Annotated in this window: 12 protein-coding genes; 5 read left to right on the plus strand and 7 right to left on the minus strand. The window is 74.1% G+C overall.

Annotated features, from left to right (window positions below; all coding sequences use genetic code 11):
* Positions 1 to 9: 9 nt before the first annotated feature.
* Positions 10 to 525, plus strand: a complete 516-nt coding sequence (locus ACFYXU_RS03995) for a carboxymuconolactone decarboxylase family protein (RefSeq protein WP_329854302.1) — start codon at positions 10 to 12, stop codon at positions 523 to 525.
* Positions 522 to 1,256, plus strand: coding sequence for an isocitrate lyase/phosphoenolpyruvate mutase family protein (locus ACFYXU_RS04000; protein ID WP_384566968.1), 735 nt, complete (start codon positions 522 to 524; stop codon positions 1,254 to 1,256). Before ACFYXU_RS03995 ends, ACFYXU_RS04000 begins: the two co-directional genes overlap by 4 nt.
* 101 nt (positions 1,257 to 1,357) lie before the next feature.
* Here the strand turns inward: ACFYXU_RS04000 and ACFYXU_RS04005 are convergent, their stop codons facing one another.
* The 3 genes from ACFYXU_RS04005 to ACFYXU_RS04015 form a co-directional block, all read right to left on the minus strand.
* Positions 1,358 to 2,347: a malate dehydrogenase gene (locus ACFYXU_RS04005; RefSeq protein ID WP_329854305.1), complete on the minus strand. Its 990-nt coding sequence runs from the start codon at positions 2,345 to 2,347 to the stop codon at positions 1,358 to 1,360.
* 510 nt (positions 2,348 to 2,857) lie between these two features.
* Positions 2,858 to 3,328, minus strand: a complete 471-nt coding sequence (locus ACFYXU_RS04010) for a DUF3017 domain-containing protein (RefSeq protein WP_376507724.1) — start codon at positions 3,326 to 3,328, stop codon at positions 2,858 to 2,860.
* Position 3,329: 1 nt separating this feature from the next.
* Positions 3,330 to 4,190, minus strand: coding sequence for a bifunctional methylenetetrahydrofolate dehydrogenase/methenyltetrahydrofolate cyclohydrolase (locus ACFYXU_RS04015; protein WP_376507723.1), 861 nt, complete (start codon positions 4,188 to 4,190; stop codon positions 3,330 to 3,332).
* A 250-nt stretch (positions 4,191 to 4,440) separates the two neighbouring features.
* Here ACFYXU_RS04015 and ACFYXU_RS04020 point away from each other — a divergent pair, with 250 nt between their 5' ends.
* On the plus strand, positions 4,441 to 5,046 hold the full coding sequence (locus ACFYXU_RS04020; RefSeq protein ID WP_376507722.1) for a hypothetical protein: 606 nt from the start codon (positions 4,441 to 4,443) through the stop codon (positions 5,044 to 5,046).
* A 53-nt stretch (positions 5,047 to 5,099) separates the two neighbouring features.
* Here the strand turns inward: ACFYXU_RS04020 and ACFYXU_RS04025 are convergent, their stop codons facing one another.
* From ACFYXU_RS04025 to purN, 3 genes are all read right to left on the minus strand, one after another.
* Positions 5,100 to 6,533 (minus strand): DUF2079 domain-containing protein, encoded by a 1,434-nt coding sequence (locus tag ACFYXU_RS04025; protein ID WP_376507721.1) that lies wholly within the window; start codon positions 6,531 to 6,533, stop codon positions 5,100 to 5,102.
* A gap of 335 nt (positions 6,534 to 6,868) precedes the next feature.
* Entirely contained in the window at positions 6,869 to 8,434 is a 1,566-nt protein-coding gene (purH, locus tag ACFYXU_RS04030; RefSeq protein WP_389407435.1) for a bifunctional phosphoribosylaminoimidazolecarboxamide formyltransferase/IMP cyclohydrolase, read from the minus strand.
* On the minus strand, positions 8,409 to 9,038 hold the full coding sequence (purN, locus tag ACFYXU_RS04035; protein ID WP_376507718.1) for a phosphoribosylglycinamide formyltransferase: 630 nt from the start codon (positions 9,036 to 9,038) through the stop codon (positions 8,409 to 8,411). Before purN ends, purH begins: the two co-directional genes overlap by 26 nt.
* Positions 9,039 to 9,350: 312 nt before the next feature.
* On the opposite strand from purN, the gene ACFYXU_RS04040 reads away from it, so the two are divergent.
* A complete protein-coding gene (locus ACFYXU_RS04040) occupies positions 9,351 to 10,121 on the plus strand; it encodes a hypothetical protein (RefSeq protein ID WP_389456427.1) in 771 nt (256 codons plus the stop codon).
* A gap of 98 nt (positions 10,122 to 10,219) precedes the next feature.
* On the opposite strand, the gene ACFYXU_RS04045 is transcribed toward ACFYXU_RS04040, so the two are convergent.
* The gene (locus tag ACFYXU_RS04045; protein ID WP_389456429.1) at positions 10,220 to 12,019 is read right to left on the minus strand and encodes a DUF6350 family protein; all 1,800 of its coding nucleotides are present in this window, start codon (positions 12,017 to 12,019) and stop codon (positions 10,220 to 10,222) included.
* A 119-nt stretch (positions 12,020 to 12,138) separates the two neighbouring features.
* On the opposite strand from ACFYXU_RS04045, the gene ACFYXU_RS04050 reads away from it, so the two are divergent.
* A complete protein-coding gene (locus ACFYXU_RS04050; RefSeq protein WP_389456431.1) occupies positions 12,139 to 13,521 on the plus strand; it encodes a sigma factor-like helix-turn-helix DNA-binding protein in 1,383 nt (460 codons plus the stop codon).
* Positions 13,522 to 13,536: the final 15 nt, after the last annotated feature.

Genomic DNA, 13,536 nt, shown 5'->3' on the forward strand with positions numbered 1-13,536 from the left:
GGTGGACGCATGACGACGACAGCGAAGACGACGGAAACGACCGAGCCGACCGTGTACGCGCACGAGCACGCGCCCCGACTCCCCCTGGCCGAGCGCCTCCCCGAGTTCTACCGGGCCATGATCCGGCTGGAGACGGCGGCCGCGAAGGACATCGACCCGACCCTGTACCACCTGATCAAGCTGCGGGCCTCGCAGATCAACCGCTGCGCGTTCTGCGTCGACATGCACAGCAAGGACGCCCTGGCGGAGGGCGAGAGCGTCGAGCGGATCGTGCAGCTGTCCGCGTGGGAGGAGTCCCGGCACTTCTACACCGAGCGGGAGCTCGCCGCGTTCGCGCTCACCGAGGCCGTCACCGTCCTCACCGACGGCTTCGTGCCGGACGAGGTGTACGCGAAGGCCGCCGAGCACTTCGACGAGACCGAGCTCGCCCGGGTCATCGCCGCGATCGTCACGATCAACGCGTGGAACCGGATCGGCGTCACCACCCGGATGGTGCCCGGCCACTACACCCCGCGCCCCGCGTGACCGCCGCGCGCCTGCGGGCCCTCCACCGGGTGCTCCCCGGGGACGGTCCGCTGGTGCTGCCCGGCCCGTGGGACGCGGCGAGCGCCCGCGCGTTCGAGGCCGCCGGCCATCCGGCGCTCGCCACGCCGAGCGCCGGGATCGCGGCGTCCCTGGGGTACGAGGACGGGGCGACGCCGCCGGCGGAGATGTTCGCCGCCGTGGCGAGGATCGTCCGGTCCGTCTCCGTACCGGTCACGGCGGACCTGGAGGGCGGGTACGGCCTCGCGGCGGCCGAACTGGTCGAGCGCGTCCGGGAGTCAGGGGCGGTCGGCGTCAACCTGGAGGACAGCGGTCCCGGCGGCACCCTCAAGGACCCGGAGGCGCACGCGGAGTGGCTGGCGGAGGTGCGGGCCGCGGCCGGGCCCGACCTCTTCCTGAACGCACGCGTGGACGTGTACGCGCGCCGGGCGCCCGCACCGCTGGAGGAAGCGCTCGCCCGGTCCCTGCGCTACGCGGAGGCGGGCGCGGACTGCGTCTATCCCATCGCGGCGCCGCCCGCCGATCTGCCGGCCCTGCGCGCCGCCCTCGGCGACCTGCCGCTGAACGCGCTGGCCGTGCCGGGCGGTCCCTCGTTCCCGGAGCTCGGGAGCCTGGGGGCGACCCGGATCACCTTCGGCGACGGGCTCCTGCGGAGGGCGCTGGCCGGGGTGGCGGCGACGGCCGCCGAACTGCTGGCCGTGCCCGCCCTCTGAGCTCCTGCCGCCCCTGCCCGTGCCCGGAAAAGACGGCGCCCCCGGGCCGTACGGTCGGTCGTACGGTCCGGGGGCGCCGGGCGTGGGGAGCCGGGATCGGCTCAGATGAGGCCGAGCTCGCGGACCGCGTCGCGCTCCTCGGAGAGCTCCTGGACCGACGCGTCGATCCGGGCGCGGGAGAACTCGTTGATGTCCAGACCCTGGACGATCTCGTACGCGCCGTCCTTGCAGGTGACCGGGAAGGACGAGATGAGGCCCTCGGGGACGCCGTAGGAGCCGTCGGACGGGACACCCATGGAGGTCCAGTCGCCCGCGGCGGTGCCGTTGACCCAGGTGTACACGTGGTCGATGGCGGCGTTGGCGGCGGAGGCCGCGGAGGACGCGCCACGGGCGTCGATGATCGCGGCGCCGCGCTTGGCGACGGTCGGGATGAAGGTGTCGGCCAGCCACGCCTCGTCGCCCACGACCTCGGCGGCGTTCTTGCCGGCGATCTCCGCGTGGAAGATGTCCGGGTACTGGGTCGCGGAGTGGTTGCCCCAGATGGTGAGGCGCTTGATGTCCGTGACCGAGGAGCCGGTCTTCTGGGCCAGCTGCGTCAGCGCGCGGTTGTGGTCCAGGCGGGTCATCGCGGTGAAGCGCTCGGCCGGGACGCCCTTGGCGGCGGACTGGGCGATCAGGGCGTTGGTGTTGGCCGGGTTGCCCACGACCAGGACCTTGACGTCGTCCGCGGCGTGGGCGGCGATGGCCTCGCCCTGCGGCTTGAAGATGCCGCCGTTGGCGGCGAGCAGGTCGCCGCGCTCCATGCCCGGGCCGCGCGGACGGGCGCCGACGAGCAGGCCGATGTTCGCGCCCTCGAAGCCCTTGTTCGGGTCGTCGAAGATGTCGATGCCCTTGAGCAGCGGGAACGCGCAGTCGTCGAGCTCCATGGCGGTGCCCTCGGCGGCCTTCACGCCCTGGGGGATCTCGAGGAGGCGCAGCTTGACCGGCACGTCCGCGCCGAGCAGGTGGCCGGAGGCGATGCGGAAGAGCAGCGCGTAGCCGATCTGGCCGGCCGCGCCGGTCACGGTGACATTCACGGGAGTGCGGGTCATGGCGATCTCCGTAAGACAGCTGGCGGTGGGGGTCCCTGCCCCTGGTGCGGGATAGCTCTCTTGATCGATCGGTGTCTCGACATGAAGAGATATCCAGCGGTCAGGCTATCCGACCCGGGCCCCCGCCAATCCCCACCCCCTTGTGGTCCGGCTCACTGCCACCCGTCCGGGAAGCCCCCGGGGGGTGTGCGGGGGCGACGTAGCGGAATGGTCACTTCCGTGCCACAGCGCGCCGACGGAGCTTGAACCGGGTTGGCGCGTCCATGACCCTTGACGTGGGACGGCGCCCGCCCTCCCACGGGGGAGAGGGTGGGCGCCGCTCCTGAGGGCCGGGGAGGCGTCGGGCCGGATCCGGGCCGAGTACGCCGCCGGAGACACCGATGGAGCGTCCGGCCGGATCGGCGGACGATTCAGGTCACCGTCAGCCCGATCGACGGGAAGATTCAGGTCACCGCCAGACCTCTCCGCGGGACGGTCCAGGTCACCGTCAGCACGGTCAGCGGGACGGTCTCAGGTCACCGTCAGGTGGAGCACGTCCTCCAGGAACGGGATCCGCAGCCAGGGGTGCGGCTGGACCATGAGCGCCAGCAGCACGATGACGCCGCCCATCACCCCGTACGTGATCACGTCCGTGAAGCGGGAGCGGACGGCCAGCATGCCGACGGACGGCAGGACGCGGCGCATCGCCGCACCCGTGAGCAGCGCCGCGCCCACCAGCACCGCCCCCACCCGGAAGGCCTGCGGGAACGGATCGGTGCCCACCACGAGCAGACCGAGCCCGGCGAGCACGAGGACGGTGAGCAGCGGCCACTGACGCGCGGGCGCCGGGGCGTCGCGCGGGGCGGCGCGGCCGCCGCCCTCGGGGGGCACGGTGGCGGTGGTGACGGTGGGCGGCCGGCGCCGGGGGCCGCCCTTGCGCCCGGTCTCCGCGGCGGCGCCGTCGTCTTCGGGCGCCGCCCCGTCCGGGGTCCCGGGGGTCACGTCAGAGCGCCGCGGCCGCGCGCTCGGCGGCCTCGACGACGTTGACGAGGAGCTGGGCGCGGGTCATCGGGCCCACACCGCCGGGGTTCGGGGAGATCCAGCCGGCCACCTCGGCGACGCCGGGGTGGACGTCGCCGACGATCTTGCCCTCGCCGTTGCGCGAGACGCCGACGTCGAGGACGGCCGCGCCCGGCTTCACGTCCTCGGGCCGGACGAGGTGCGGCACGCCGGCGGCCGCGACGATGATGTCGGCGTTGCGCAGATGGGCCGCCAGGTCCCGGGTGCCGGTGTGGCACTGGGTCACGGTGGCGTTCTCGGAGCGGCGGGTCAGCAGCAGCGGCATCGGGCGCCCGATGGTGACGCCCCGGCCGACGACCACGACCTCGGCGCCGTCGATCTGCACGCCGTGACTGCGGAGCAGGGTGATGACGCCGTTCGGCGTGCAGGGCAGCGGGGCGGGCTCGTTGAGGACGAGCCGGCCGAGGTTGGTCGGGTGCAGACCGTCCGCGTCCTTGGCCGGATCCATCAGCTCCAGGATGCGGTTCTCGTCGATGCCCTTCGGCAGCGGCAGCTGGACGATGTAACCGGTGCACTCCGGGTCCTCGTTGAGCTCCCGTACGACCGCCTCGATCTCCTCCTGGGTGGCGGTGCCCGGCAGGGTGCGCTGGAGGGAGGCGATGCCGACCTGCGCGCAGTCGCGGTGCTTTCCTGCGACGTACTTCTGGCTGGCCGGGTCGTCGCCGACCAGGACCGTGCCGAGGCCGGGCGTGACGCCCTTCTCCCTGAGGGCCGCCACACGGACGGTCAGATCGGACTTGATCGCGGCTGCGGTGGCCTTGCCATCGAGAATCTGGGCGCTCATGGAGACATCCTCCCGGATGACCCCCGCCTTCTTCCAATTCGCTCCCGCCGCAGGGCCCGCGATGCGGAACGGCAGGTTGCATCTGCACAACTCCGTGACCTATCGACTGGACAAGAACTCGCCATTGCGACGACGATGATCCGCGTAGTACCGCGGAAAGTGCCGGGGGGAAATCCGCTCAAATGCCGTGAAAGTCCTCCGCGCGGGCCGCGTCGTCCCCGCACAGAGAAATTCACGGAGGAATCCCGCGATGAGCTTCGGCGACCCGAACAACCCCTACGGCCAGCAGGGGCAGGGCCAGCAGCCCGGCCAGCAGCCCGGCTACGGGTACCCGCAGCAGGCCCCGCAGGGCGTGCCGCAGCAGGGCTACGGCTACCCGGCGGCCCCGCCGGTCTCCCCGTACGGCGGTTACCCGGGCGCCGCGATGGTGATGCCCGGCGGTGTGAAGGCCGCGCGCGTGATCCTCTGGATCCTCGGCGTCCTCCAGATCCTGATCGGCATCGTCATGGCCCTCGCCGGCGGCTGGTTCGCCGACCAGCTCTCGAACTCCTCCGAGTTCGAGAACACCGACGGTGCCGCCGCCGCGGTCACGGGCGTCTTCGTGGTCTTCGGCATCGTCATCGCCGCCTTCGGCGTCTGGGCGATCATGATGGCCGTCAAGTCCGCCACCGGCGGCAACGGCATCCGCATCTCGGCGATCGTCTACGGCTCGCTGTCCACCCTCGGCAGCCTGGTCAACCTGCTCGGCGGAAACGTCTTCGCCCTGGTCAGCCTCGCCCTCGGCATCCTGATCATCGTCTTCTACGCGAAGTCGGACGCCGCGGCCTGGTTCAACCGGAACAAGCAGCAGTACTGAGCGTGAACGTGTGAGGGGCGGGATCCGGCCGGATCCCGCCCCTCACACGTGTTTCAGGCCCGCCTCAGGACCGCGAAGCCGTCCGAGCGGTAGGTGATCTCGTACCGCGCCTCCGGGTGCAGTTGCGAAGCCAGCTGCACCGGGTCCGACACCTGCTGCCCCCACCCGCGCAGGTCGAAGGCGAGATAGTCCGGAGTGGCCCCCTTCGACGTGCCCACCCAGTAGACCCGGTGGTCCGCCGTGAGGTGCGCGAGCAGCGAGACGTCCGCCTCGACGCTCGCCCCCTCGGGCACCGCGTCCACCGCCGCCCGCGCCTCCCGGGTCCGGCTGTCCGTCCGGTACGTCTCCGCCTTGGTCAGATCCCGCAGCGGCAGGTTCGCCGCGAGGACGAGCGCGACCGCCGTGGCCACCGGGACCACGACCTTCCCGTACGAGACGAGCCAGGCGCGCGGCGAGGTGCGGACCGCGCGGACGCCGTCGACGAGGGCCAGGAAGACGACCGGCATCAGGATCGCGCTGTAGTGCCAGTGCATGCCCCAGTGGTTCGGGTCCTGGGAGAGGAAGCGCCAGCCGAGGGTCGGCAGGACGAGCAGGACCAGCGGGGAGCGCAGGGCGAGGAAGCCGGTGATCGCGAGCAGGTAGAACACCATCTCCCACCGCTCGCCGGAGCCGAGGGCGCCGGCGACGACCTGCCCGAAGGAGGTGTCGGCGCCCTCACCGGTCTTCTCGATCTTGGACCAGTAGTCGTACTGGCCGAGCGCGCTCGCCGCCGGGATCAGGACGAGGACCGTCAGCGCGAAGGCGGCGACGCCGAAGCCGGCGAGCGCCGCGCCGAGCCGCTTGCTCCCCTTCAGGAAGAGGACCGCGCCGACCATGGCGACGGTGAGGCCCATGTCCTCCTTGACGAGGACGAGCGGGGCGGACCAGGCGGCGGCCGCGGTCCAGCGCCCCAGGAGCAGGGCCCGGCAGGTCAGGGCGAGCAGCGGGACGGCGAAGGCGATCTCGTGGAAGTCGGACTTGACGGCCTCCTGGAGCCCCCAGGACAGCCCGTACGCCACGGTCAGTCCGATGCCGGCGGCCCGGCTGCCCAGGATCTGCTGGGCGGTGCGGCCGACGACGACGGCGGAGGCGGCGAAGAGCGCGGCCTGCCCGAAGAGCAGCGAGACCGGCGAGGGCCAGATCCAGTAGAGCGGCGCGAGGAGCGCGGTGACGGGGCTGAAGTGGTCGCCGAGTATGGGGAAGCCGGGGCCCTTGATGTCGACGACGGGGGCCCGGAACTCGGCGTACGCCCGGACCGACTGCCCGAAGATCCCGAGGTCCCAGGAGGGCGTGCGGAAGTGCGCGTACTGGGCCCAGGAGTAGAGGAAGTACAGGGCGCACAGGACGCCCGCGAGGATCAGGTACGGGCGTATCGGGGCCGGGGAGAGTCCGTCGGACGGCTCCGTCTCGGTGGACTCCGGAGCCGGCCTGTTCAGTACGTCCAACACCACGTCCCCCACTACCGGCGGCCGACAAAAGAGCAACCCATTAGACCAGAGTCCACCCGATCGGCGGATCCGCCGTTCACCGGCCCCCACGGCCGGGCGGGGGCGGCCCGGGATCAGGGGATCGGCCGCACACCGGTCCCACGCGCGGGCGGGGCGGCCGCGTACGGGCCGGGCGCGCTGCCGTCGGCGCACACCGGTCCCACGCGCGGGCGGGGCGGCCCGCCGGTATCGCGTGGGTACCGGCGGGCCGCCCCGCTCCTGGCGCGTGCGTCGGTACCGCGTGGGTGCCGACGGGACCGCTCCGCTCCCGCCCGTGCGTCGGGGGGCGACGCGGATCAGTGGAAGAAGTGGCGCGTGCCCGTGAGGTACATCGTCACGCCCGCCTTCTTCGCGGCCTCGACGACCAGCTCGTCGCGGACCGAACCGCCCGGCTGCACGACCGCCTTCACGCCGGCCGCGGTGAGGATCTCCAGGCCGTCCGGGAAGGGGAAGAAGGCGTCCGAGGCGGCGTACGAGCCGCGCGCCCGCTCCTCGCCGGCCCGCTCGACCGCGAGCTTCGCGGAGTCGACGCGGTTGACCTGGCCCATGCCGACGCCGACCGAGGCGCCGTCCTTGGAGAGCAGGATCGCGTTGGACTTCACCGCGCGGCAGGCCTTCCAGGCGAAGGCGAGCTCGGCGAGCTCCTCGGCGGAGAGCGCCTCGCCGGTCGCGAGGGTCCAGTGCGCCGGGTCGTCGCCCTCGGCCTGGAGGCGGTCCGTGACCTGGAGGAGCGCGCCGCCGTCGATGGGCTTGACCTCGACCGGGTTCGCCGGGGCGCCCTCGGCCCTCAGGACGCGGATGTTCTTCTTCTTCGCGAGGATCTCGACCGCGCCGTCCTCGTAGCCGGGGGCGACGATGACCTCGGTGAAGATCTCCGCGACCTGCTCGGCCATCGCCACGGAGACCGGGCGGTTGACCGCGATGACGCCGCCGAACGCGGACAGCGGGTCGCAGGCGTGCGCCTTGCGGTGGGCCTCGGCGACGTCGGCGCCGATCGCGATGCCGCACGGGTTGGCGTGCTTGATGATCGCGACGCAGGGCTCGGTGTGGTCGTACGCGGCCCGGCGCGCGGCGTCGGTGTCCGTGTAGTTGTTGTACGACATCTCCTTGCCGTGCAGCTGCTCGGCCTCGGCGAGGCCGCCCGTGCCGTCGACGTACAGCGCGGCGCCCTGGTGGGGGTTCTCGCCGTAGCGCAGGACGTTGTTCCGCTCGTACGTGGCGCCCAGGAAGTCGGGGAAGCCCGAGTCGTCGGCGGCCGCGTAGTCGTCGGCGAACCAGGCGGCGACGGCCACGTCGTACGCGGCGGTGTGCTGGAAGGCCTCGGCCGCGAGCCGCTTGCGGGCGGTCAGGTCGAAGCCGCCGGCCTGGACGGCGGCGAGCACGTCGGCGTACCGCTCGGGGCTGGTGACGATCGCGACCGACGGGTGGTTCTTGGCGGCGGCGCGGACCATCGACGGGCCGCCGATGTCGATCTGCTCGACGCACTCGTCGGGAGTGGCGCCGGAGGCGACGGTCTCCTTGAACGGGTAGAGGTTCACGACGACCAGGTCGAAGGGCTCCACGCCGAGCTCGGCGAGCTGCGCGCGGTGCGACTCCAGGCGCAGGTCGGCGAGGATCCCGGCGTGCACGCGCGGGTGGAGGGTCTTGACCCGCCCGTCGAGGCACTCGGGGAAACCGGTCAGCTCCTCGACCTTGGTGACGGGCACCCCGGCGGCGGCGATCTTCCCGGCGGTGGAGCCGGTGGAGACGAGCTCGACACCGGCCTCGTGCAGACCGCGGGCCAGCTCCTCGAGCCCCGTCTTGTCGTAGACGCTGACCAGCGCGCGGCGGATGGGCTTAACGGTGTCCGTGTTCACCGACATGAACCTTTCGTCCCTCAATGCGGTAGCCGTGCCGGGCGAGACGCCCCACGACGTCGACGAGCAGCGAGCGCTCGACTTCCTTGATGCGCTCGTGCAGAGCGGCTTCATCGTCCTCGTCCCGCACCTCGACCACGCCCTGGGCGATGATCGGGCCGGTGTCGACACCGTCGTCGACGAAGTGGACGGTGCACCCGGTGACCTTCGCGCCGTAGGCGAGGGCGTCACGCACCCCGTGGGCACCGGGAAAACTGGGGAGGAGCGCCGGGTGGGTGTTGACGACCCGGCCGCCGAAGCGGGCGAGGAACTCCTTGCCGACGATCTTCATGAACCCGGCCGAGACGACGAGGTCCGGCTCGTACGCGGCGGTCGCCTCCGTCAGCGCGCGGTCCCACTCCTCGCGGGTCGCGTGGTCCTTGACCCGGCACACGAAGGTGGGCAGTCCGGCCCGCTCGGCGCGCTCCAGTCCCGCGATGGAAGCGCGGTCGGCGCCGACGGCGACGATCTCGGCGCCGTACCCCTCGGGGTCGGCGGCGATGCCGTCGAGGAGGGCCTGGAGATTGGTACCGGACCCGGAGACCAGGACGACGAGGCGGGCGGCAGCCACTGGGGTCACTCTTTCCGTGGAGTTTGTGCGGTCGTACGAACGAATCGTGCCCCGCGATACGGGGAACCCTACGAATGGCTCGACCGTCAGCAACGATACCGGCACACCGGGACGGCCCCCACGGGACGGGGGCGGAGCAGGGCGGTAGCGTCAGGGGCCTACGCCGGTCACGCACCGGACCGGGCCGGGAGCAGGGCCGGTTCCGGACGGCGGACGGCCCGGCGGACGAGCAGCAGACGTGACAGCACGAGACAGCAGCGGAGACCACGGGTGCGGCCGTGGTCGAGACGACAGAGGGAAGACGTTCAGCAGATGCCGGAACGCCAGTCCACGGACGACAACAACCCGTTCGCTCCGCCGCCCGAGGGCCGGCCGGACCAGCCGTGGCAGCCGCGGCGGCCGGAGGGCTCGGACGACGACCCGTCCGGCACCCCGGACGCGTCGGGGCCGTCCGACGGCCGCTGGAGCCCGCGCCAGCCAGGCCCGTCCCAGGACGGCTTCGGCCGGGGACCGGAGCGCCGGGGCGGCGGCCAGGACGGTCCGGAGGGCGGCCCTGGACAGGGCGGCCCCGGCCAGGGCGGTCCCGGGAACGGCCCGGGGCTCCGCTGGGACCCGACGGACCCCGCGCAGCGACGCGCGCGGTACGCGATCCTCGCGGGCATGTGGGGCTTCTTCTTCGCCATCTTCGAGATCCCGGAGCTGGCGCTGCTGCTCGGCGCCCTCGGCCTCTACTGGGGGATCAGCGCGCTGCGCGCCAAGCCGAAGGCGGCCGCGGAAGTGTCGCCGACGTCACAGTCCCCGTCCACGCCCGCGGCCGCGCAGGCGGCTCCGCCGCAGGCCCGGCCCTCCGGCCAGGGCGCGTCCGCCGCGATCGTGCCGCTCCGCTCGATGCGGACGGCGGCGATCAGCGGTCTCGTCGCGGCGAGCCTGGCCCTGATGATCGTGGCGGTGGGCTTCACCCTGCAGATCGTCTACCGCGACTTCTACGAGTGCCGCGACGACGCCCTGACCCACGCGGGCGAGCTGGCCTGCAACGACCTCCTGCCGAAGCCGCTGCGCGCGGGCTTCGGGGTGCGGGAGTAGCACCCCGGCGTCTGTTCGGGCTGAGGGTGCGGAGACGACGTCAGCCGGCGTGCGGGGGCGGAGGTGGCGTCAGTCGGCGTGCGGGGGCGGAAGCGGCGTCAGTCGGCGCGCGGGGGCGGAAGCGGCACGGAGGGCTCCCAGGCCGCCGGGAGGTAGTCGTACGGCTCGTAGCCGGGGTCGTCGAAGGGGTCGGCCAGCGGATCGGCGCCGGGTCCGGTGTGCGGGGAGTCGGCGGGGGGCTTGCCGGGGGTGAGGGGCTTACCCGTGGCCTTGGCCTTGCCGGGGGCCTTTTCCTCGCCGGAGGCTTTGTCCTTGCCGGAGGCTTTTTTCTTACCGGGGGCTTTGTCCTTGCCGAGGGAACGGTTCTTGCCGGGTGATCGGCCTTCTTCCGTGCCCGGGGCGGGTTCCGTCGCGCTCCGACCGGTGCCGGGACCGGCGACCGCTTCGGCGTCCGCGTCCGGGTCCCCGTCGGTGTCCGGGTCGCCGCCCTCGCCGGACTCCGGCGGCGTCGGAACCGGGGCCGGGGCGCCCTCCGGGCGGCTCCCCGGCGAGCCGGACGAGGCCGAGGGGGACGCGGCCGGACCGGAGGACGCCGAGCCGGGCAGGCCGACCGCCGCCCCGACGGCCCCGACGGCCCCGGCCGCCGCCGCCAGCGCGGCCGCCACGGGGCCCGGCGTGGACGGCGCCACGCGCCGCGGCCGCTCGGAGCGCGGGATCCGGCGGCCCCAGGCCCGTACGCCCAGGGCCACCGGGAGCGCCACGCACGCGCCCCACAGGACCGCCGCCGCGCCCGCCTGCCACCACACCGGACCGAAGGCCGCGAGCCGGCCGGTGCCGAGCGGGCCGCCCGCAGCACCCGCCAGGACGGCGACCGCCACCCCGCACCCCCAGGCCGCGCCGAGGGCGGTCAGGGCGGTGTCCCGGGCCGTCCGGATCCGCGCCGCACGGCCCACCCGCAGGCCCTGGACCACGGCGGCGGTCAGGGGGACCGCGGCGGCGGCCCAGTGGACCCAGGTGCCGCGCCCCTCGGAGGGCAGCGCGGCCAGCAGCGGGAAGCGCGGCACGGTCGGGTCGCCGACGAGCCCCAGCGGGGTCGCGAACGCGCCCGTGCCGAGGGTGAAGCCGGGCCCGAGACCGTACGCGGCTCCCCAGACGGCCATGTCCGGCAGCAGCGCCAGCACGAGGAGCAGGACCGTCACCCGACCGGACCACTCGCCGCCGAGACCCTCGAACGAGGCCTGGGCCCGGCCCGCGTGCCAGGCCAGCGAGACCGCCGCGGCGACCGCGCCGCCGCCGAGCAGCGTCAGGGTCCCGAGCCCCGCGGCGCGCAGGGCCACGGCGGCCTGCCACCGGCCGGGCAGCGGGCGGCCGAGCGCCGTCCAGACGCCCGCTCCGGCCGCGCCGGTGACGACCGCGGGCAGCCAGATCCCCACCGTGACCGGGTCCGCCGGGAGCGGGCCGCTCGCGCTGTAGACCACGACGGCGGCCGCGACCAGCAGGTATCCCCCGGCCACGGCGGCGACGGCGGCGCCCGGTGAGGGGCGCGGGCGGCTCCTGTCGCCCCCGGGGTCGAGGGTGTCGCGGGCGGCCCGGTGGACGAGCCAGACCGGCAGGGCGACGAGGAGCAGCGGCACGATCCCGACGGGGGCGGGAAGGCCGGACAGGGTGTCCGTACGGACCAGGTCCGCGCCGTGCGCGAGCAGCCAGATCCCCGCGGCGACGCGCAGGGCGCCGACGGCGCCGCTGTCGGGGTACGGGGAGCTGATCCAGGCCGCGATCACCAGGACCGCGAGGGCGCCGAGCCCGAGTCCGGCGGCGACCCCGCCCCGGACGCAGGCGGTGGCGAGCGCGGCGGAACGCCCGCCCCGGACCAGGGGGTGTTCGGTCACATGGGTCACGGGGTCATGCTGCCAACGACACGCGCTTTCGCCGCGTAACAGGCAAACCTCCGTTGTGTCGCTCAATATACGTTTATGTACTTTTCCGCCCATAGCAGCTCTGCGGGAGGTCGACGCCGATGAGCCGGAACACCGCGGATTCCGCACCCTCGGGCACCTTGCCGACTCCGAAGGAGCGGCGCAGGTTGCGTGAGGCCCTCGCCCTGAGCGAGGAGCAGGTCGCCGAGGCCATGGGCGTCACGAAGGCGACGGTCAGGTCCTGGGAGACCGGCCGCTCGACGCCACGGGGCCGCAAGCGCGAGGCCTACGCGAAGCTTCTCGGCTCCCACGAGCCGCAGGCCCCGGAGCCGCAGGCGACGGAGTCGCAGGGGGCCGCGTCGCAGGGGGCCGCGTCGCACGGCCCGCAGCCGCTCGGCCCGGAGTCGCGCCGCTCGCAGCCGCCCGCGCCGGACCAGGACCGGGACCGGGCGCAGCCGCCGCCCCTCCCGCGCGCCCAGCCGCAGGCTTCCGCCTCCGCCGACGTCCGGCCCAGGGCCGCCGCCAAGCGGGCCGCCAAGCCGCCACGGGCCCCCTCCCCCGCCCCGGGCATCGCTCCCGGTCCCGCCCGCAAGGGCCCCCCGAAGCCGCCGGAGCGGCTGAAACCGGTGGCGTCGGAGGCCCCTGTGGAACCGGATCCCGTGGCGCCGTCCCCCGCGGGACCGTCGTTCACCCCCGAGCAGGCCTTCGACGCGCTCTACGCCCACACCGCGCCGGGCCTCGTCCACCAGACGTATCTGCTCACCGGGCGCCGGGCGCTGTCCCGCGAGTCCGTCGAGCGGGCCTTCCACCACGCCTGGGAGCACTGGCCCGAGGTGGCCGTGGACGCGGATCCGGTGGGCTGGGTGCGGGCGGTGGCGTACGAGTACGCCCTCTCCCCGTGGCACCGGCTGCGCCGCGCCCACAAGCACCCCGACGCGCCTCCGGCCGAGGCGACCCGGCGGGCGCTGCTCGGCGCGCTCCTCGAACTGCCGCCGGCCTACCGCAGGACGGTGCTGCTCTACGACGGCCTCGGCCTGGACCTGCCGGACACGGCGGCCGAGACGGAGGCGAGCACCCCCGCGGCCGCCAACCGGCTGCTGCACGCCCGGACGGTCCTCGGGCAGCGGATCCCCGAGCTCGCCGAGCCGGAGGCCCTGCACCACCGGCTGAGCACCCTGGTCGCGGAGGCCCCGGCGGCGACCCTGCCGGCCGCCCGCGCGGTCCGGACGGGCAGCGAGCACCGGGCCCGCACCTGGACGCGCGCGGTGCTCGGGGTGACGGCGGCGCTGATCGTGGTCACCGGGTTCACGGTGGCGACCGCGCCGACCCGCTACATCCCGGTGAACGCCCCCGGCGAGACCGTCAACGGGGTGCCGGTGCGCGGCGGCCCGCAGAAGCTCGGCCCGGAGGACCTGGAGCTCCGCGACAAGCTCCGCTCGGAGCCCAACCCGGGCCCGGAGCGCCTGGTCCCGGCGGTCGGCTAGCCCCCGCACCGTACA

The organism is Streptomyces sp. NPDC002232 (assembly GCF_042890295.1).
GTDB lineage: Bacteria > Actinomycetota > Actinomycetes > Streptomycetales > Streptomycetaceae > Streptomyces.